This window comes from Streptomyces fradiae, from assembly GCF_041270065.1.
GTDB lineage: Bacteria > Actinomycetota > Actinomycetes > Streptomycetales > Streptomycetaceae > Streptomyces.
The window spans coordinates 2,185,806-2,204,198 of the sequence record NZ_CP065958.1; the positions used below are offsets into that span (position 1 = coordinate 2,185,806).

An 18,393-nucleotide genomic window follows, 5' to 3' on the forward strand; every position below is an offset into this window, starting at 1 on the left:
TCCCTGGTCCTTACACCGACATCTGGCTTACGGTCATGATCTCCAGGGGTGGGGCGACGTGCCGGCACCCCATGCCGTCCGCACGGCCGTCTCGCGAAGGACACCGCATGACCATGCCCAGCCCCTCCCCCGCCCAGCAGCCCTGGGGCCCGCCGGGGACACCGGGCGCGCCGCAGCCCCCGTTCCCGCAGCCCAGCAACGGACTCGGCGTCGCGGCCCTGGTCCTCGGCATCGTCGGACTGGTCACCGCGATCATCCCGTTCCTCTTCTGGCTGGGCGCGATCCTGGGCCTGCTCGCGCTGATCTTCGGCATCGTGGGGACCGCCCGGGCCGGCAAGGGCCTCGCGACGAACAAGGGCATGGCCGTCACCGGCCTCGTCCTGGGCGTGCTCGCGATGATCGTCGCCGTCGTCTGGGTGATCGTCTTCGCCACGGCGGTCAAGGAGGCCGCCAAGGACATCGAGGACGCGCAGTACCCGAAGGGCGGCTCGGCGACCTCCTCCGTCGCTCCGGGCGGCGAGAGCACCGACGGGCCCGCGGCGGAGCCCACCGAGAAGGCTCCCGCGGCGCTGAAGTTCGGTGACACCTTCACGTACGAGGACGGGATCAAGGTCACCGTCTCCAAGCCGCGGGCGCACACGCCGGACGGCTTCGCGGCGGGCCACACCAAGGGCAACAAGGCCTTCCAGGTGACGATCACCATCGTCAACGGCACCGACAAGCCGCTGGCGCTCGCCGCCGCACTGCCGGACGCCAAGGACGCCGAAGGCGCCTCCGCGGACATGGTCTTCGACGGCAGCTACGCCTCGAAGCCCTTCGAGGGCAAGGTGCTCCCGGGCAAGCAGGCCAAGGCCGACTTCACCTTCTCGCTGCCGCCCGCCGCGGCCGGTCAGCTCCAGATCGAGCTGTCGCCGACGGTCCTGGAGCACGAGTCGCAGATCTGGACCGGCCCCACGAAGTGACGGCCGACACCTGGCCGGTGGGCCATCCGCAGGACATAGCGTCGAGTTGACGATAAACTGAGCGGGTGCCTCAACTACGCCTCGCCCTGAATCAGATCGACTCCACCGTCGGCGACCTCGCCGGGAACGCCGAGGCCGTCGTCCACTGGACCCGGCACGCCGCCGCCCAGGGGGCGCACCTCGTGGCGTTCCCGGAGATGACGCTCACCGGGTATCCCGTCGAGGACCTGGCGCTGCGCCCCTCGTTCGTCGAGGCCTCCCGGGCCGCCCTCGCGGCGCTCGGGCGGCGGCTCGCCGACGAGGGGCTCGGCGAACTGCCCGTGGTCGTGGGCTACCTCGACCGCTCCGAGCGGGCCGCGCCCCGGCTCGGCCGCCCCGCCGGCTCGCCGGAGAACGCGGCGGCGGTGCTGCACCGCGGCGAGGTGGTGCTGCGCTTCGCCAAGCACCACCTGCCGAACTACGGGGTCTTCGACGAGTACCGCTACTTCGTGCAGGGCGACACCCTGCCCGTGCTGCGCGTCCACGGCGTGGACGTGGCCCTCGCGATCTGCGAGGACCTGTGGCAGGAGGGGGGCCGGGTGCCGGCGGCGCGCAGCGCCGGGGCCGGGCTGCTGCTCTCGGTCAACGCCTCCCCGTACGAGCGCAACAAGGACGACACCCGGCTCGAACTGGTCCGCAAACGCGCCCAGGAGGCCGGCTGCACCACGGCCTACGTGGCCATGATGGGCGGACAGGACGAGCTGGTCTTCGACGGCGACTCGATCGTCGTGGACGCGGCCGGCGACGTCCTGGCGCGGGCCCCGCAGTTCAGCGAGGGCTGTCTGGTCCTGGACCTCGACCTGCCGGCCGCCGCCCCGCTCGCCGACGCCCCGGACGGGGTGGTGGACGACGGGCTGCGGATCGACCGCGTGGTGGTCTCCGAGGAGCCGCTGCCGGCGTACGAGCCGGAGGTGACCGGCGGCTTCGCGCACCGGCTCGACGACGACGAGGAGGTCTACTCGGCCCTTGTCGTGGGCCTGCGCGCGTACGTCGCCAAGAACGGCTTCCGTTCGGTCCTGATCGGCCTGTCCGGCGGCATCGACTCGGCGCTCGTCGCCGCGATCGCCTGCGACGCGCTCGGCGCGGCCAACGTGTACGGGGTGTCGATGCCCTCGAAGTACTCCTCCGACCACTCGCGCGGCGACGCCGCCGAACTGGCCCGGCGCACCGGCCTGAACTTCCGCACGGTGTCCGTCGAGCCGATGTTCGACGCGTACATGGGGGCCCTGGCGCTCACCGGCCTCGCCGAGGAGAACCTGCAGTCGCGGCTGCGCGGCACGATGCTGATGGCGCTCTCCAACGAGGAGGGCCACATCGTGCTGGCGCCGGGCAACAAGTCCGAGCTGGCGGTGGGCTATTCGACGCTGTACGGCGACTCGGTCGGCGCGTACGGGCCCATCAAGGACGTCTACAAGACCGATGTCTTCCGGCTCGCCCGCTGGCGCAACCGGGCCGCCGAGGAGCGCGGCCAGACCCCGCCGATCCCGGAGAACACCCTGACCAAGCCGCCGAGCGCGGAGCTGCGCCCGGGACAGGTCGACACGGACTCGCTGCCCGACTACGGGGTCCTGGACCGGATCCTGGAGCTGTACGTGGACCGGGACCGGGGCCGGGACGAGATCGTGGCGGCGGGCTTCGACGCGGAACTGGTGGCGCGGACCCTGCGGATGGTCGACATCGCCGAGTACAAGCGGCGCCAGTACCCGCCGGGCACGAAGATCTCCGCGAAGGGCTTCGGCAAGGACCGCCGGCTGCCCATCACCAACCGGTGGCGGGAGAAGACCTCCTGACCGACCGGAAAGGGGCGGACTGCGGCCTGACGGCTACAGCTTGACGCGGGCGGCCACCGGAAGGTGGTCGCTGCGCGTCTCCGGCAGCGTCCAGGACGCCATCGGTTCGAGGTCGCGCACCAGGATCTGGTCGATCCGGGCCATCGGGAAGGAGGCCGGCCAGCTGAAGCCGAAGCCGTCGCCCGCCGCGCCCTGGGTGGAACGCAGCTGGGAGGTCACGCCGTTGAGCGCACGGTCGTTCATGGTGCCGTTGAGGTCGCCAAGCAGCACGACGCGCCTGTTCCGCTCGTGGGCGATGGCCTCGCCGAGGGCGTCGGCGCTGTCGTCGCGCTGGTTGGCGGTGAAGCCGGCGTTCATCTTGACCCGTACGGAGGGCAGATGGGCGACGTACACGGCGACCTCGCCCGCCGGGGCGGCGACGGTGGCGCGCATCGCGCGGGTCCAGCCGAGCCGGATGTCGACCGGACGGGCGTCGCGCAGCGGGTACTTGCTCCACAGGCCGACCGTGCCCTGCACCGAGTGGTGCGGGTACGCGGCGGCGAGGGCCTGCTCGTAGGCCGGGACCATGTCGCCCTTGAGCTCCTCCAGGGCGATGACGTCGGCGCCGGAGGCGGCGAGTTCGCGAGCGGTGCCCTCGGGGTCGGGGTTGTCGGCGTTCACGTTGTGAGAGACGACGGTCAGGTCGCCGCCCGACTGCGACTTGTCGACGACGAGACCGCCGAAGAGGTTGAGCCAGACCACGGCCGGCAGGAGCAGCGCGATCAGCGCGGTCGCGGAGCGGCGCAGCAGCGCGAACACAAGGAGCAGCGGCACGGACAGGCCGAACCAGGGCAGGAAGGTCTCGATCAGACTGCCCAGGTTGCCCACCCGGTTGGGGATGTCGGCGTGGAACACCATGACCAGGGCGACCAGTACGGCGCACAGCGCGAGGAGGATGCCCCGGCGCCAGATGCCGCGGTCGCCGCGCCAGCCGCCGAGCCACCGGGCGAACCGGCCGCCCGGCCGCGCCGCCGGCCGGGAGGCGGAGCCCTGGTCGCCCGGCGTTCCGCCGTCCTCGGTCTCCGTCATGTCCACCCGCGCCATCGCTGCCGTCCTCACTGCCTTGCTGCCGTGCTGCCTTGCTGTGCGACCCGGTCCCGACACTAGGCGATTCCGGGTCGGTCGTACGCATCGAGGGACGACACCCGCGCGTGGCGGGTTCCTGCAGGTGGCGCGGTGCGGTGGGCTGTGACAGAACGCGCACATTCGTCCGGGTCGTCTGACTCCGGTCGCTCACACTCCGTCAGGGCTTCACGGGCTCCGGCGGGCGCAGCCCGGTGAGGACGGCGTCGACGATCTGCTCCGGCAGTTCGGGGTCGAGGGAGGCGCCGGGCCGCAGGACGGTGCGCAGCAGCACCGGGCCGACGAAGAGGTCGTTGACGAGTTCGAGGTCGAGGTCGGTGCGCAGCTCGCCGCGCTCCATGCCGCGCCGGATGGCGTCCATGCCCATGCGGCGGCGGGGTTCGATGACGCACTGGTGGTAGGCGTCCCACAGCTTGGGATAGAGCTGCATCTGCGAGAAGACGCTGTTCAGGGCGGAGGCCCGCTTGGCGAGCCCGCGCTGCCGCACCGCTTCGAGGAAGGCGATGAGGTCGTCCCGTACCGAGGTGCCGGGAAGCACCGGGTCCGGGGGGTCGACGGAGCGCAGCAGGTCGACGAAGAGTTCGTCCTTGCCGGGCCAGCGGCGGTAGATGGTGGCCTTGCCGACGCCCGCGGTGCGGGCGATCTTCTCGATGGAGACCTCGGCGAGCGACAGGCCGCTCTCCAGGAGGGCCACCACGGCGTCGAAGATGGCCTGGTCGGCGGCCTCGCTGCGGGGCCGGCCGCGCCGTACCGTCCCGCCCTCCGGGCCCGGGCAGCCGGGTCCGGGGACGGGTCCGGGGGCGGAAACGGGACCGGGACCGGGATCGGGATCGGGCACGGGAGCAGGGGCGGGTGCCCCGCCGTCCTGCTGCGACACCTGCGACACGTCCGTGTCCGCCTTTCCTCCTGGGCCCGGTTGCCCGGCCTGACGCGTGCTTCTGCTACCTCGGAACCGATTCTCCCGCTTCCGCGCGGCTGCCGGGGACGGTGCCCGCCGGTGCCTCGCCCGCCGGGGTGCGGCCGGGCAGGAAGACGGCGACCACGACGGCGCCGAGGACGGCGACGGCGGCCGAGCCGATCGCGGTGATGTGCATCGCGTCGAGGAAGGCGTCGTACGCCGGGGTGACCAGGCCGCGGCCGGCCGGGCCGAGCTTCTCGGCGACGGCGAGGGTGGCCTCGATGGATTCGCCGGCGGTGTCGCGCAGGGCGGCCGGGACGGCGCCGAGGTGCCCCTCGATCTCGCCCCGGTAGGTGCTGGAGAGCACCGAGCCGAGGACGGCCACGCCGAGCGCGCCGCCGACCTGCCGGAAGGTGTTGTTGATGGCCGAGCCGGAGCCGGCCTTCTCGCGCGGCAGCGACTGCATCACGGCGACGGTGACCGGCGGCATGATGTGCGCCATGCCCGCGCCCTGCAGGAAGAAGACGATCTCCAGGACCCAGACGGGCGTGCCGGCGTCGAAGAAGGCGAAGGCGGCCAGGCCGACGGCGACGGCGAGCATGCCGACGGTGCAGACGGCCTTGGCGCCGAAGCGCTCCACGACGAGGCGGGCCCGCGGCGCGAAGACCATCTGGGCGATGGCGAGCGGCAGGATCAGCAGGCCGGACTGCAGGGCGCTGTAGCCGCGGACGCTCTGCAGGTAGAAGGCGGAGAAGAAGGTCACGCCCATGAGGGCGAAGAAGACCAGGGCGATGGCGGCGACGGCGGCCGAGAAGGCGGGCTTGCGGAAGTACGAGACGTCGAGCGCCGGGTGGTCGGCGCGCTTCTCGTACAGGACGAAGCCGACGAGGACCGCGAGGCCGGCGAGGGCCGGGAGCAGCACGGTGACGTCGGTGAAGCTGGCGAGCTCGCCGCCGCGGATGATGCCGTACACGAGCAGCACGAGGCCGAGCACGGAGAGCAGCACGCCGGGCAGGTCGACGCGGCCGGGCCTGGGGTCCTTGGACTCGGGGACGAGCCAGGTCATCAGGGCCAGGGCGAGGATCACCACGGGCACGTTGATCAGGAAGATCGAGCCCCACCAGAAGTGCTCCAGGAGGATGCCGCCGGTGATGGGGCCGATGGCGATGGCGAGGCCGACGCTGCCGGCCCAGATGCCGATGGCCTTGGGCTGCTCGTCGCGCTCGAAGACGTTCATGAGGACGGCGAGGGTGGCGGGCATGACGAAGGCGGCGCCGAGGCCCATCACGGCCCGGTAGGCGATGAGCTCGCCGGGGCTGGTGGAGAAGGCGGCGAGCGCGGAGCCGAGGCCGAAGACGGTGATGCCGAAGAGCAGGATCCGCTTGCGGCCGAGCCGGTCGCCGAGCAGGCCGGAGGTGAAGAGGAGGCCGGCGAAGACGAGCGTGTAGGAGTTGATCGCCCACTCGAGCTCGCTCTGGGTCGCGCCGATGCCGGTGGGCGCGGGGCTGGCGATGGTCTTGACGGCGACGTTGAGGATCGAGTTGTCGAGGACGACGATCAGCAGGCTGAGCATGAGCACGCCGAGTATCGCCCAGCGGCGGCGGTGCACGGCCTCGGGAACGCGGTGCGGCGCTCCCGCGGAGGCAGCGGAGACAGGGGACGGCTGAGACATGGTCCCAGCCTAGCCCTATTTCGATACGAGACCGTCTCGTATCGAAAAAGCTGGCAGAGTCTTTACGCTGCGGTCCCGGGGTCCTCGCGTCGCGGCGGTGTGAACAGCGCCACGCCGACGCCCTCCCCCGCCCCGCTTCCCCGTCCGGCCCGGAAAGTGCCACCATGGATGTGGTCCGGGGACGCCACAGGGCGCCTCGAGATGACAGAAGGAGCCGTTCACCATGACGCTTCAGGCTGCCCAGAAACCGCCCGCCGACAGCAGCAAGGCGCTGTACGGAGGGAAGGGCACCCGCCGCATCACCGTCCACGACATCGCCGCCGCCAAGGCCCGCGGCGAGAAGTGGCCCATGCTCACCGCCTACGACGCCATGACCGCCTCCGTCTTCGACGAGGCCGGGATCCCGGTGATCCTCGTCGGCGACTCCATGGGCAACTGCCATCTCGGCTACGACACCACCGTGCCCGTCACGATGGACGAGATGACCCTGCTGTCCGCCGCCGTCGTCCGGGGCACCAAGCGCGCCCTCGTCGTCGGCGACCTGCCCTTCGGCTCGTACCAGGAAGGGCCCGTCCAGGCCCTGCGGAACGCCACCCGCCTGGTCAAGGACGCGGGCGTCGGCGCGATCAAGCTGGAGGGCGGCGAGCGCTCGCTGCCGCAGACCGAGCTGCTCGTCCAGGCCGGCATCCCCGTCATGTCCCACCTGGGCCTGACCCCGCAGTCCGTCAACACCATGGGCTACCGGGTGCAGGGCCGCTCCGACGAGGCCGCCCACAAGCTGCTGCGCGACGCCAAGGCCGCCCAGGACGCGGGCGCCTTCGCCCTGGTCCTTGAGCTGGTCCCGGCCGAGCTGGCCGCCGAGGTGACCCGCTCGCTGCACATCCCCACCATCGGCATCGGCGCCGGCCCGGAGACCGACGCGCAGGTCCTCGTATGGACCGACATGGCCGGTCTGACCGGCGGCAAGGTGCCGCGCTTCACCAAGCAGTACGCCAACCTGCGCGAGACCCTCGGCGACGCCGCCAAGGCCTTCGCGGAGGACGTCGCCGGCGGGGCGTTCCCCGCCGAGGAGCACACCTTCCACTAGCCACCACCGGCACCACAAGGCAGCCCGCCGACCGTCCCCCGTCGGCGGGCTGTCGACATCCGCAGGCGCCTGTCGGCGGGGCTGTAGGTCGTCTGTCGGTGCGCTGTCGGTGGGCCCGTGTTCCATGGTGGACATGACGCGATCACACACCAACGCCGTCGAGGTCCGGGGCCTCGTGAAGCATTTCGGCGAGACCAAGGCGGTCGACGGGATCGACCTGGACGTCCGCGAGGGCACCGTCCTCGGCGTCCTCGGCCCCAACGGCGCCGGCAAGACCACCCTCGTCCGCTGCCTGTCCACCCTCATCGTCCCGGACGCCGGCACCGCCGTCGTCGCCGGATACGACGTGGTGCGCCAGCCCCGCCAGCTGCGCCGCACCATCGGCCTCACCGGCCAGTACGCCTCGGTCGACGAGAAGCTGTCCGGCTGGGAGAACCTCTACATGATCGGGCGGCTGCTCGACCTCTCCCGCAAGGACGCCCGCCGCCGCGCCGACGAGATGCTGGAGCGCTTCTCCCTCACCGAGGCCGCCAAGCGCCCCGCGATGACCTACTCCGGCGGCATGCGGCGCCGGCTCGACCTGGCCGCCTCCATGATCGGCCGGCCGTCCGTGCTCTACCTGGACGAGCCCACCACCGGCCTCGACCCGCGCACCCGCAACGAGGTGTGGGACGAGGTGCAGCGGATGGTCGCCGAGGGCGCCACCGTGCTGCTCACCACCCAGTACATGGAGGAGGCGGAGCAGCTCGCCAGCGAGCTGACCGTCATCGACCGCGGCCGGGTCATCGCCCGCGGCGGGGTCGACGAGCTCAAGGCCCGGGTCGGCGGCCGCACCCTCACCGTCCGCCCGGTCGACCCGGCCGACCTGTCCGCCATGGCGGCGGCGCTGCGCGAGACCGGTCTCGACGGGGTCGCCGGCGCGACCGTCGTCCCCGACGAGGGCGCGCTGTACGTGCCGATCCTCAGCGACGAGCAGCTGACCGCCGTCGTGGGCCTGTTCGGCGCCCGCGGTTACGGCATCGCCCACATCGGCACCCATCTGCCCAGCCTCGACGAGGTGTTCCTCGCCATCACCGGCGAGAAGACGGCCTCCGCATCCGACGATTCCGGCGCGATTCCCCAGGAGGTCGCCGCATGAGCACCACGACCCTGCCCCAGTCCCCCGTGGACACCCCCGGCACCCCGCCCGCGAAGCGGGCCGCCGGCGCCGGCACCGACGACGGCCGGATCGGCCTGCGGGCCAACCTCCGCCACATCGGCGCCCTGGCCCGCCGCAACGCGCTGCAGATCAAGCAGGACCCGGAGTCGATGTTCGACGCCGTCCTGATGCCGATCATCTTCATCCTGCTGTTCACGTACGTCTTCGGCGGCGCCATGGCCGGCAAGGGCAACCAGCAGGTGTACGTGAACTACCTGGTGCCCGGCCTGATGGCGATGATGGGCATGAACATCGCGATGGCCGTCGGCACCGGCATCAACGACGACTTCAAGAAGGGCGTCATGGACCGGTTCCGGACCATGCCGATCGCCCGCTCCTCGGTCCTCATCGCGAAGATCGTCGTCGAGGTCGGCCGCATGCTGGTCGCCACCGCGATCCTGCTCGGCATGGGCTTCCTGCTCGGCCTGGAGGTCCACACCTCGGTCCTGCACCTCTTCGCGGCGATCGGACTCTCGATGGTCTTCGGCGCCTCACTGATGTGGATCTTCATCCTGCTCGGCCTCACCATGAAGACGGCCCAGGCCGTCCAGGGCATGGCGATGCTGGTCCTGATGCCGCTGCAGTTCGGTTCGTCGATCTTCGCGACGCCGACCACGATGCCGGGCTGGCTGCAGACCTTCACCGAGTACAACCCGCTGTCCAACCTGGCCGACGCCGCCCGCAACCTGATCAACGGCGGCCCGGTCGCCCACGCGGTGTGGATGACGCTCGCCTGGGCGGTCGGCATCACCGTCGTCACGGCGCCGCTCGCGGTCGCCAAGTTCCGCAAGAAGACCTGACCCGCCGACGCGGGGGAACGGACTCGGCGCGCCTCAGATCGCGTCGGCGCGTTCGAGCAGGGCGGCGGCCTCCTCCAGGGAGAGGCCGCCGCCCTCGGCGTACGCGGCCTCGAACGCGGCGTCGTCGGCGAGCGCCGCCCGGGTGAGCGCGGTGGCCCGGTCGCGGTTCTTCCGCTCGATCGGCGCGGGCAGATGCCCGGGCGGCAGCAGCCCCTCGTACGCGCCGAGCAGCACGGCCGCCGTACGGGCCCCCGGGCCGCCGATCCCGGCCAGCGCCCAGGCCGCGACGATCAGATGGATCGCCGGCATCTGCGGCGCGACCATCATCGAAAGACCTCCGAGGGACCGCAGATACGCCTGCCGGGCCAGGTCGAAGGCGGACGCGTAGTGCTCGTCGAGGACGTCCACCCAGCCCAGGCTGCCGAGCGTGAAGCCCTCGAAGATCGAGAAGGTCTCGGAGCTGAACTCGTCGAGCAGGCGCCGCAGATGGACCCGGGCCTCGTCCGTGCGTCCGGTGCGGCCGAGGAGCAGCGCCAGGAAGATCCGGGCCGCGAGCATCGGCTCGTGCCCGCGCCCGAACTCGCCCTCCACGACCGCGCGCAGGATGCTCTCCGCCTCCTCCTGGCGGCCGGTCTCCATCAGCATGTCGGCGTACCGGGCACGCAGCAGCGCCATCTGCGACTGGGCGCCGATCCGCTCCGCGTAGCCGATGGCGGCCGCGAAGTCCTCGGCGGCGCCCTCGAATTCGAGCTGCCGCTCACGGGCCTCGGCCCGGGACGACAGCGCCTCGGCCGCGCCCCACGCGTCGTCGAGCCGTACGAAGATCTCCAGGCTCTCCTCGGCGTCGGCGGCCGCCCGGCCGGCCAGGTCGGCGCGGTTGGCCAGCATGTTGGCGCGCAGCTGGAGGGCGTTGGCGAGCTCCCACTCGTAGCCGTACACGCGGCAGGCGGCCACATGCGCGTCCAGGGCCTTGCCCATGCTGCCCGGTTCGGCGATGAGGAGGACGGCGAAGACGGTGAACGAGCCGGGCAGCCGGCAGGTCTGCGGCAGCCCCGGCGGGTACACGGCGTTGATCCGCCGCAGCCGCGCGACGCCTTCGGGGGTCGTCCAGCGCCCCGTCTCGTGGTCCATGTTCATCAACTCGATGAGCCGCACCCCGCGCCGGGCCTCCCACAACCGCTCCTCGCCCAGCGGCGGCGGCGCGGCCGTCACCGGCTCGGACAACGGCCCGGCGGGCCCTGCCTCCGGCCCGAACGGATCCGGCCCGAGCGCCGCGACCGCCTCCGCCCAGTGCAGCGCGTCGGCCCGCAGGTCCCGCATCGTCCAGAACCACACCAACGCGTGCACAAGGAGCAGCCCCTCCTCCTCGTCCCGCGCGGCCACGGCCCGCCGCAACGCGGTCCGCAGATTCCCGTACTCGACGGAGAACCGCTCGACGGCCGCCAGCTGCCGCCCGTTGCGCAGCTCCGGATCGGTGAGCCGGGCGAGCTCCCGATAGTGCACCAGGTGCCGCCGCTCGGCCGCGCCCCGGTCGCCCGCTTCGTCGAGCCGCTCGGCGGCGTACTCGGCGACGGTCTCCAGGAGGCGGTAGCGCATCCCGGCGTCGGTGGGCGTGGCGACGACGAGGGACTTGTCGACGAGGGAACCGAGGAGATCGAGGACGTCGGCGGGGGTGGCGGCCGAGCCTCCGGCCGGCGCCTCCGCGCGCTCCGCGCAGACCGCCTCCGCCGCTTCCAGGTCGCAGCCGCCCGTGAAGACCGACAGACGGCGCAGGACGGCGCGTTCGGGGGCGGTGAGGAGGTCCCAGGACCAGTCGACGACCGCGCGGAGGGTCTGCTGGCGGGGCAGGACGGTGCGGGCGCCGGAGGTGAGGAGGCGGAAGCGGTCGTCGAGACGGTCGGCGATCTGGCGGGGCGTGAGCATGCGGAGGCGGGCGGCGGCGAGTTCGATGGCCAGGGGAAGGCCGTCGAGGCGGCGGACGATCTCCGCCGCGGCGTCCCGGTCGTCGTCGACCGTGAAACCCGGGCGGGCCGCCGCGCCACGGTCGGCGAAGAGCCGCAGCGCGGTCTCCTCCGGCAGCGGGCCCAACGGCCGCAGCACCTCCCCCGGCACACCCAGCGGCTCACGGCTCGTCGCGAGGACGGTGACACCCGGGCAGCGGGCGAGGAGGAGCGCGGTGAGCTCGGCCGCGGCGGCGACGACGTGTTCGCAGTTGTCGAGGAGGAGCAGCAGGCGGCGGCCGGCGCACTGCTCGACGAGGCGGTCGAGGGGGTCCTCGCCGAGGCGGAGTTCCTCGGCGCCCGCGCCGAACAGGACGGTCTCGCGCGCGCCGAGCGCGCCGAGGACGGCCTCGGTGACGGCCTCCGGGTCGGTGACGGGGGCGAGTTCGGCGAGCCAGACGCCGTCGGGCCACGCGCCGCCCGCGGCGGCCCGCTCGGCGGCCTCCTGGGAGAGCCGGGTCTTGCCGGCGCCGCCGGGCCCGAGCAGGGTGACGAGCCGTTCGGTGGCCAGGGCGTTCTGGAGGGCGGAGATGTCGTCCTCGCGGCCGACGAAGCTGGTGAGCCGGGCCCGCAGGTTGCCGGTGACGGGCGCGGACGGCCGGGTGGGCGCGGGCGTGGGCCCGGGCGTGGGTTCGGCGAGGAGCCCCGCGTGCAGGGCCCGCAGTTCCGGCGAGGGGTCGGCGCCGAGCCGGTCGGCGAGCTCCCGCCGTACCTCCTCGTACGCGGCGAGCGCCTCCGACGGGCGGCCTGTGTCGCGCAGCGCGCGGATCCGCAGCGCCTGCAGCGGCTCGTCCAGCGGGTGTTCGGCGCACAGCGCGGCCAGCTCCGGCAGCACGGCGGCCGCCTCGCCGAGCGCGAGCGCGGCGGCGAACCGGGCCCGGCGGGCGTCGAGGCGGCGGGCCTCCCAGCGGGCGGCCTCCGCGGCGCGGTCGGGCAGATCGGCGAGCGCCGGCCCCTTCCACAGCGCGAGGGCCTCGTCGAGCAGCGCCGCGGCCCGCCCGGGCCGGCCCGCGTCCAGCTCCCGTACGCCCTCGGCGGCGAGCCGGGTGAAGCGGTGCGCGTCCACGTCGTCGGGTTCGGCCGCGAGCCGGTAGCCGCCGTCGGTGGACTCCACCCGCTCGTGCCCAAGGGCCTTGCGCAGCCGCCCCACCAGCGCCTGGAGCGCGGCGACCGCGTCGGCCGGCGGCTCCGCCCCGGCGCCCCAGACCTCGTCCACCAGCACCCCCACCGGCACCGCGCGCCCCGCCCGCACCGCGAGCACGGTGAGCAGCGCCCGCACCCGCGGGCCCCCGACGACGACGCTGCCTTCTGCCGTATGGGCCCGCGTGGACCCGAGGACGCAATAACGCACGCCCCCATTCTCCGGGTCCGGACCGGAAAGCGAGGACCGGGCCCGGCCGGGCGGGCCCCCGGACCCGAGGCCCCGGGGGTGGAACCGCGGCGGGGGCCCGGTACGTTTCCCGCACACGGTGCGCCGCGGACGCGGTGCCGGGGACGTACACACGCCAGCCACGGGGAGCACAGGACATGTCCACGACCACCCATCGCCACGACGAGCGGCGGATCAGCCCCGTCTTCCTGGCGATCCTCGCGGTCATGGCCGTCACCGGCTGGGCCGTGTGGACGGACTTCGCCACCTCCCCCGGCCTTGCCGTGTTCCTCTTCGTGGCCTCGGCGTGGATCGTCTCGCTCTGTCTGCACGAGTACGCGCACGCCCGCACCGCCCTGCACGGCGGCGACATCACCGTGGGCGCCCGGGGCTATCTGACGCTCAACCCGATGGCGTACACGCACGCCGTCCTGAGCATCGTCCTGCCGCTGCTCTTCGTCATCCTGGGCGGCATCGGTCTGCCCGGCGGCGCCGTCTTCATCGACCGCGACCGGGTGCGCGGGCGCTGGAAGCACAGCCTGATCTCGGCGGCCGGGCCGCTGGCGAACGTGCTGTTCGCCGCCGTCTGCACCGCGCCGTTCTGGCTCGACGCGCTCGACGGGGTGCCGGTCGCCTTCCAGTACGCGCTGGCGTTCCTGGCGTTCCTGCAGGTCACGGCGGCGATCCTGAACCTGCTTCCGGTGCCGGGCCTGGACGGTTACGGGGTGCTGGAGCCCTGGCTCTCGTACAACATCCGGCGGCAGGTCGAGCCGGTCGCGCCCTATGGCTTCTTCATCATCATCGGACTGCTGTACATCCCGGCGATCAACGGGGCGTTCTTCGACCTGGTCGACACGGTCATGCAGGCGCTCGGCGTGCCGGAGCCGTCCCGCTACTGCGGTCTTGAGCTGTTCCGGTTCTGGCGGGAGACCCCGGAGTTCTGTCAGGTCGGTTAGGCCCGGGTCAGCCCTGAGCCTGCTCCTCGGCCGTCGCGCGGGCGCGCTTGAGGTAGAACCACGCCATGTTCGAGGAGAGGCCGGCGAGCAGCACCCAGACGATGCCGATCAGGTTCCCCTGGGCGAAGGAGAACACGGCCGCGACGACGGCGAGCGCGCAGACGACCAGGGCGTAGAGGGCGAGGCGGGGCATGGGGTCGGCTCCTGTCCGGGTACGGCGTTTCGTGCCCGTCCAGTGTCCCCCATGCCCCGATCCGCGCCGGTACCGGCTCGGGCGTCCGCTCGGGCGTCCGCTCGGACGTCGGCTCGGGCGTCGGCTCAGACGTCGGTGACGCGCAGGCCCGCGTGGGCCTTGTAGCGGCGGTTCACCGAGATCAGGTTGGCGACGAGCGACTCGACCTGGTGGGCGTTGCGCAGCCGGCCCGCGAAGACACCGCGCATGCCGGGGATGCGGCCGGCCAGCGCCTGGACGATCTCCACGTCGGCCCGGACCTCGCCGAGGACCATCACGTCCGTGTCGATCTCGTCGATCGCCGGGTCCTGGAGGAGCACCGCCGAGAGGTGGTGGAAGGCGGCGGTGACCCGCGAGTCCGGCAGCAGCGCGGCGGCCTGCTCGGCGGCCGAGCCCTCCTCGGGCTTGAGGGCGTAGGCGCCCTTCTTGTCGAAGCCGAGCGGGTTCACGCAGTCCACGACGAGCTTTCCGGCGAGCTCCTCGCGCAGCGACTCCAGCGTCTTGGCGTGCCCGTCCCACGGCACGGCGACGATCACGACGTCGCTGCGCCGGGCACAGGCGGCGTTGTCGGCGCCCTCGACGCCGAGGCCGAGCTCGGCGGCCGCGGCCTCGGCGCGGTCGGCGGCGCGCGAGCCGATGATCACCTGCTGGCCGGCCTTGGCGAGCCGGTAGGCGAGGCCGCGGCCCTGGTCGCCGGTGCCGCCGAGAACGCCGACGACGAGGCCGGACACGTCGGGCAGGTCCCAGGGGTCTTTCGGGGCCGGGGCGGGGGCGGGGGCGGGGGTGGCGCTGCTGGGAGAAGTCATGGCCCGACATTACTGGCCGGTCGCTCCCCGGGTACCCGTCCGGGTGAGGCTGGTGCGAACGCCCGCGCGGGGCGGGGCGGCTGGGGCACCATCCGGGGCCATGGACGCCGTACGTGTCGCGCTGCTGCGCGAAGTGCTCGCCGGGACCGAATGGCCGGGAGCGGCCCGCCGCTTCGCCGGCTCGCTGCGCTCCTCGGTCGTCCCGCACGGCGGCGGGCTGCTCCTGGTCGGCACGGCGGAGTACGAGCCGTGGCACCTGGCCGCGCACCTGGTGGACGAGGCCGCCTGGTCGGGCCGCCCCGAGCTGGCCCCGACCCTGGTCCGGCACCGGGCCCGCCCCGGCGACCCGGCGCATCTGGCGGTCGGCCTCGGCCGGATCGAGTCGGCGGGCCGTGGTGCGACGCTGCTGATGGTGGCGCCGTCCCGGCCCGACGAGGGCCTGCTGGAACGGGTCCACGACGCCCGTCGCGCGGGTGCGACGGTGCTCTCCCTTGACGCCGGCGACACCGAGCTGCACGGCCTCGCCCACGAGACCCTGGCGGTCCCGGCGGACGCCGGCGTGGACCTGGACACGGTCCAGCACCTGGTCAGCGCCGCCACCGGCGAGAACTGCCTCCCCTCGGCCCCGCGCGGCCGCCTCGGCTTCCGCGACCGTCTGTCGCGGCTCGCGGACCGGCTGACGGCGCCGCCGCCGGCGCGGTGGTGAGCAGCTACCGAGGTCGGTGGTGGCGGTGGCTCAGGGCGGCGACCGCCAGGGTGGTCAGGACGAGCACACCGGCCGTCTCGACCGCCATCGTGGGCCGCACCAGCTCCGCGTCCGCCGACTCCTCGAAGCCGAACAGACCCGTGGTGAGGCTCAGGAACAGCGCGCCCAGGGTGCCCGCCGTGAACAGTGCCGTGGCGGTGGCGACCAGGCCGAGCCAGCGGTACGGGGTCAGGAGGACGGCCAGGGCGAGCACGCAGCCGAGGACGCCGTTCAGCAGGAACAGGTCACCGATGGTGGCCAGGTCCCGGTAGCCCTCGGCCCACAGGTGGAGGTGGATCGCGCCCATCGTCGCGGTGAGCCCCGCGGCGGCCAGCCGCAGCACCAGTACGGCGACGCGGCGGGTCCGGTCCGTAGCCATGGTCAGTAACCGTTGCCGGGAGTACTGGGGTTACTGGGGGTGGTCGGGGTGTTGACCGGGGCGCCCGCCACCGTGATCTCGGTCTTCATGCCCAGGTCCTTGTGGCCGTCGACCGGGCAGTAGATCTCGTACGTGCCGTCCTTCAGGGTCACCGTGAGGGTGGTCGACTCGCCCGGGGCGATGGTGTCCGAACGGTTCTCGCCGCCCGGGCCCTCGATCTCCAGGGCGTGGTCGTGCTGCCCGGTGTTCGTCATGACGAAGGCGTACGTGCCGGGCGTGAAGTTCTGCTGGGACAGGGTGATCTTGAAGTCGGCCAGGTCCGTCGTGACCCGGGTCGCGCCCGCGGGCGGCGGGGTGGTGGTGCCGCTGCTTGAACCGCCGCCGTCGTCATTGCCGCAGGCGGCGAGGAGGCCGGCCAGCGCGGCGGCCGGAAGGACGAGCAGCGTGCGGGTCCGTGCCCGGCTTCGTGTCCGGTTTCGGATGCGCTCTCTTGGCTCCGTCATCGTTCGGTCCTCCGGATCGGTGCTCCGGTCCCCCACAGGGGATACGGCGCGGGGCCGCGCCCGGATTGCCCCGCGCCGGGACCGGGGGCCGGGACCGTGGGGCCGGGATCACGGGCCGGGCGGAAAATGGGATCGGGGTCGGAGTCCGGCCATCCCTTCCCGGGTGTCGGACGTATCCACAGGTGTGGGACGCATGGGCCTTCCGCTGGAACGGGTTCCCGACGAGGCACTGCTCTCCGGTCTCGCCACCGGCGATCCGGAGATCGCGGTGGCGTTCGTGCGCCGTTTCCAGCGCCCGGTCTACGGGGTCGCGGTCGCCGTCGTCGGCGATCCGCGGCTCGCGGAGGACGTGGCCCAGCAGACCTTCGAGCGGGCCTGGCGGCACGCCCAGGTGTACGACGGGCGGCGCGGCTCGGTGCGGACCTGGCTGACGGCGATCGCGCACAACCTGGCGATCGACGCGGTACGGGCGCGCCGCGCCACCCCGGTGGCCCCGGAAGACCTGGAGGCGCTGGTCGGGATCGTGACGGAGACGCCGGAGCGACGCGCGCTCGCCGACGACGCGGCCGAGAAGGTCCGGCGGGCGGTGGCCGAGCTGCCCCGGGAACAGGCCCGGGCGCTGGTGATGGCCGGCATCTACGGGATGACGGCGCGGGAGGTGGCCGCCTTCGAGGCAGTGCCGCTGGGCACGGCGAAGACCCGGATCCGGGCCGGGACGATCAAGGTACGGGCGCTCCTGGAGAGCGAGGGGACGCGGTGAACGGCTTCGGCACCGACTGCGAGCGGCTCCACGAGGACGCCGCCGAACTGGCGCTCGGCGTCCTCCCGGCCCGTGACCGCGCGGCGGCGGTGGCCCACCTGGACCGCTGCCCGGACTGCCGCGCGTACGTGCAGCGCCTCACGGCGGTCGGAGACGGCCTGCTGACCCTGCTCCCGGGCGCCGAACCGCCGGTGGGCTTCGAGAGCCGGGTGGTCCGGGCCATGGGCCCGGCAGCCCCCGCCACCCCTGCACCCGCACCCGCACCCGCCGGCTCGGCGCCCCGCACCCGGATGCGCCGCTTCCGGCTGGCGGCAGCCGGCACCGCCGCCGCCCTGGCCTTCGGGTTCGGCGGATGGGCGGTCGGAACCGTGGTGGAGGGGGCGCCGGCGGAGACGGGGGTGGTGGAGGCGGGGGCGCGGGTCCTCGCGGCGGAGCTGGTGGCCGGCGACGGGAGCTCGGTGGGCCGGATCTACGCGCACCCGGTGGACGCCACGGGCGGGAACGGCTGGGTGTACATGTCCGTCGACCTGGGCGAACGGGCCGCCGCGGGCGACGGCCCGGTGCGGTGCCTCCTGGTCCGGGCCGACGGCTCCGCCGTACCCCTGGGGTCGTTCCCGGTGAGGGCCGGTTACGGCTACTGGGGCGCCCCGGCCGCCGTGGACCCGGCGACGCTGGCCGGTGCCCGGCTGGTGGCCGGGGACGGCACGGTCCTGGCGACGGCCCACTTCGCTGACGCGGGCACGGGCGCGGGCGCGGACGCCGCGCCGGCCGGGCCCTAGTCGGTCTTCTCGTTCTCGGTCTCGTCGTCGGTGTCGTCGTCACCGTCGTCAACGCCGCCGGCGTCGTCACCGCCCTTGTCCGACCGCTCGTGCCAGCGCGGGTCGGTGTCCCATTCCAGGTTCCGCTCGCGGGCCGTCTCCATGGCGTGGGCGGCCTCCTCGGGGGAGGCGTAGGGGCCGAAGCGGTTCTTGGCGGGGCATTCCGGGCCCTCTTCGACCTTCTTGTGCTCCAGGCAGTAGAACCACTCGCCCGGCTTGCCGGCCGTACGCTTCTTGAACAGGGCCATCTCGGCTCC

The 18,393-nt window shown here is 73.3% G+C and carries 18 protein-coding genes; 9 read left to right on the forward strand and 9 right to left on the reverse strand.

Annotated features, from left to right (window positions below):
* Positions 1-107: 107 nt before the first annotated feature.
* Complete coding sequence (locus JAO84_RS09805) at positions 108-962, forward strand: DUF4190 domain-containing protein (protein WP_370412264.1); 855 nt, start codon at positions 108-110, stop codon at positions 960-962.
* Between the two features lie 65 nt (positions 963-1,027).
* Complete coding sequence (locus JAO84_RS09810) at positions 1,028-2,791, forward strand: NAD+ synthase (protein WP_370412266.1); 1,764 nt, start codon at positions 1,028-1,030, stop codon at positions 2,789-2,791.
* A 33-nt stretch (positions 2,792-2,824) separates the two neighbouring features.
* Here JAO84_RS09810 and JAO84_RS09815 read toward each other — a convergent pair whose 3' ends face one another.
* From JAO84_RS09815 to JAO84_RS09825, 3 genes are all read right to left on the reverse strand, one after another.
* Positions 2,825-3,874: an endonuclease/exonuclease/phosphatase family protein gene (locus JAO84_RS09815; protein ID WP_370412271.1), complete on the reverse strand. Its 1,050-nt coding sequence runs from the start codon at positions 3,872-3,874 to the stop codon at positions 2,825-2,827.
* Between the two features lie 199 nt (positions 3,875-4,073).
* Entirely contained in the window at positions 4,074-4,790 is a 717-nt protein-coding gene (locus JAO84_RS09820; protein WP_370416701.1) for a TetR/AcrR family transcriptional regulator, read from the reverse strand.
* A gap of 64 nt (positions 4,791-4,854) precedes the next feature.
* Entirely contained in the window at positions 4,855-6,483 is a 1,629-nt protein-coding gene (locus JAO84_RS09825) for an MFS transporter (RefSeq protein WP_370412273.1), read from the reverse strand.
* Positions 6,484-6,706: 223 nt separating this feature from the next.
* Here JAO84_RS09825 and panB point away from each other — a divergent pair, with 223 nt between their 5' ends.
* The 3 genes from panB to JAO84_RS09840 all read left to right on the forward strand — a co-directional run bounded on the left by panB (position 6,707) and on the right by JAO84_RS09840 (position 9,568).
* Positions 6,707-7,570, forward strand: a complete 864-nt coding sequence (gene panB / locus JAO84_RS09830; protein WP_370412275.1) for a 3-methyl-2-oxobutanoate hydroxymethyltransferase — start codon at positions 6,707-6,709, stop codon at positions 7,568-7,570.
* Positions 7,571-7,694: 124 nt separating this feature from the next.
* Positions 7,695-8,708: an ATP-binding cassette domain-containing protein gene (locus JAO84_RS09835; protein WP_370412277.1), complete on the forward strand. Its 1,014-nt coding sequence runs from the start codon at positions 7,695-7,697 to the stop codon at positions 8,706-8,708.
* On the forward strand, positions 8,705-9,568 hold the full coding sequence (locus JAO84_RS09840) for an ABC transporter permease (RefSeq protein ID WP_370412279.1): 864 nt from the start codon (positions 8,705-8,707) through the stop codon (positions 9,566-9,568). The genes JAO84_RS09835 and JAO84_RS09840 overlap by 4 nt, the downstream gene beginning before the upstream one ends.
* A gap of 33 nt (positions 9,569-9,601) precedes the next feature.
* On the opposite strand, the gene JAO84_RS09845 is transcribed toward JAO84_RS09840, so the two are convergent.
* Complete coding sequence (locus JAO84_RS09845; RefSeq protein ID WP_370412281.1) at positions 9,602-12,919, reverse strand: BTAD domain-containing putative transcriptional regulator; 3,318 nt, start codon at positions 12,917-12,919, stop codon at positions 9,602-9,604.
* Between the two features lie 176 nt (positions 12,920-13,095).
* Here JAO84_RS09845 and JAO84_RS09850 point away from each other — a divergent pair, with 176 nt between their 5' ends.
* The gene (locus JAO84_RS09850; RefSeq protein WP_370412283.1) at positions 13,096-13,893 is read left to right on the forward strand and encodes a site-2 protease family protein; all 798 of its coding nucleotides are present in this window, start codon (positions 13,096-13,098) and stop codon (positions 13,891-13,893) included.
* Between the two features lie 7 nt (positions 13,894-13,900).
* Here the strand turns inward: JAO84_RS09850 and JAO84_RS09855 are convergent, their stop codons facing one another.
* Together JAO84_RS09855 and npdG are read right to left on the reverse strand one after the other, a co-directional pair.
* The gene (locus tag JAO84_RS09855) at positions 13,901-14,086 is read right to left on the reverse strand and encodes a hypothetical protein (protein ID WP_265861927.1); all 186 of its coding nucleotides are present in this window, start codon (positions 14,084-14,086) and stop codon (positions 13,901-13,903) included.
* Positions 14,087-14,211: 125 nt separating this feature from the next.
* Entirely contained in the window at positions 14,212-14,931 is a 720-nt protein-coding gene (npdG, locus tag JAO84_RS09860) for an NADPH-dependent F420 reductase (RefSeq protein ID WP_370412285.1), read from the reverse strand.
* Positions 14,932-15,031: 100 nt separating this feature from the next.
* Here npdG and JAO84_RS09865 point away from each other — a divergent pair, with 100 nt between their 5' ends.
* The gene (locus JAO84_RS09865; protein WP_265861929.1) at positions 15,032-15,637 is read left to right on the forward strand and encodes a hypothetical protein; all 606 of its coding nucleotides are present in this window, start codon (positions 15,032-15,034) and stop codon (positions 15,635-15,637) included.
* A gap of 4 nt (positions 15,638-15,641) precedes the next feature.
* On the opposite strand, the gene JAO84_RS09870 is transcribed toward JAO84_RS09865, so the two are convergent.
* Both JAO84_RS09870 and JAO84_RS09875 read right to left on the reverse strand, forming a co-directional pair.
* Positions 15,642-16,055, reverse strand: a complete 414-nt coding sequence (locus tag JAO84_RS09870; RefSeq protein ID WP_265861931.1) for a hypothetical protein — start codon at positions 16,053-16,055, stop codon at positions 15,642-15,644.
* A gap of 2 nt (positions 16,056-16,057) precedes the next feature.
* Positions 16,058-16,558 carry a plastocyanin/azurin family copper-binding protein gene (locus JAO84_RS09875; protein WP_370412288.1) on the reverse strand — a complete coding sequence of 167 codons (501 nt, stop codon included), beginning with the start codon at positions 16,556-16,558 and terminating at the stop codon, positions 16,058-16,060.
* 193 nt (positions 16,559-16,751) lie between these two features.
* On the opposite strand from JAO84_RS09875, the gene JAO84_RS09880 reads away from it, so the two are divergent.
* Positions 16,752-17,318, forward strand: a complete 567-nt coding sequence (locus JAO84_RS09880) for an RNA polymerase sigma factor (protein WP_370412290.1) — start codon at positions 16,752-16,754, stop codon at positions 17,316-17,318.
* Positions 17,315-18,097 (forward strand): hypothetical protein, encoded by a 783-nt coding sequence (locus JAO84_RS09885; protein ID WP_370412292.1) that lies wholly within the window; start codon positions 17,315-17,317, stop codon positions 18,095-18,097. Before JAO84_RS09880 ends, JAO84_RS09885 begins: the two co-directional genes overlap by 4 nt.
* Here the strand turns inward: JAO84_RS09885 and JAO84_RS09890 are convergent.
* A complete protein-coding gene (locus tag JAO84_RS09890) occupies positions 18,094-18,384 on the reverse strand; it encodes a hypothetical protein (protein ID WP_370412294.1) in 291 nt (96 codons plus the stop codon). The two genes, JAO84_RS09885 and JAO84_RS09890, sit on opposite strands and share 4 nt — an antisense overlap.
* Between the last annotated feature and the right edge of the window lie 9 nt (positions 18,385-18,393).

Excerpts from the sequence above, each read along its gene's own strand:
- JAO84_RS09805 (WP_370412264.1), top strand. The coding sequence starts at position 108 with ATGACCATGCCCAGCCCCTCCCCCGCCCAGCAGCCCTGGGGCCCGCCG.
- JAO84_RS09815 (WP_370412271.1), bottom strand. The coding sequence starts at position 3,874 with ATGGCGCGGGTGGACATGACGGAGACCGAGGACGGCGGAACGCCGGGC.
- JAO84_RS09825 (WP_370412273.1), bottom strand. The coding sequence starts at position 6,483 with ATGTCTCAGCCGTCCCCTGTCTCCGCTGCCTCCGCGGGAGCGCCGCAC.
- panB (WP_370412275.1), top strand. The coding sequence starts at position 6,707 with ATGACGCTTCAGGCTGCCCAGAAACCGCCCGCCGACAGCAGCAAGGCG.
- JAO84_RS09835 (WP_370412277.1), top strand. The coding sequence starts at position 7,695 with ATGGTGGACATGACGCGATCACACACCAACGCCGTCGAGGTCCGGGGC.
- JAO84_RS09840 (WP_370412279.1), top strand. The coding sequence starts at position 8,705 with ATGAGCACCACGACCCTGCCCCAGTCCCCCGTGGACACCCCCGGCACC.
- JAO84_RS09850 (WP_370412283.1), top strand. The coding sequence starts at position 13,096 with ATGTCCACGACCACCCATCGCCACGACGAGCGGCGGATCAGCCCCGTC.
- JAO84_RS09855 (WP_265861927.1), bottom strand. The coding sequence starts at position 14,086 with ATGCCCCGCCTCGCCCTCTACGCCCTGGTCGTCTGCGCGCTCGCCGTC.
- npdG (WP_370412285.1), bottom strand. The coding sequence starts at position 14,931 with ATGACTTCTCCCAGCAGCGCCACCCCCGCCCCCGCCCCCGCCCCGGCC.
- JAO84_RS09865 (WP_265861929.1), top strand. The coding sequence starts at position 15,032 with ATGGACGCCGTACGTGTCGCGCTGCTGCGCGAAGTGCTCGCCGGGACC.
- JAO84_RS09870 (WP_265861931.1), bottom strand. The coding sequence starts at position 16,055 with ATGGCTACGGACCGGACCCGCCGCGTCGCCGTACTGGTGCTGCGGCTG.
- JAO84_RS09875 (WP_370412288.1), bottom strand. The coding sequence starts at position 16,558 with ATGACGGAGCCAAGAGAGCGCATCCGAAACCGGACACGAAGCCGGGCA.
- JAO84_RS09880 (WP_370412290.1), top strand. The coding sequence starts at position 16,752 with ATGGGCCTTCCGCTGGAACGGGTTCCCGACGAGGCACTGCTCTCCGGT.
- JAO84_RS09890 (WP_370412294.1), bottom strand. The coding sequence starts at position 18,384 with ATGGCCCTGTTCAAGAAGCGTACGGCCGGCAAGCCGGGCGAGTGGTTC.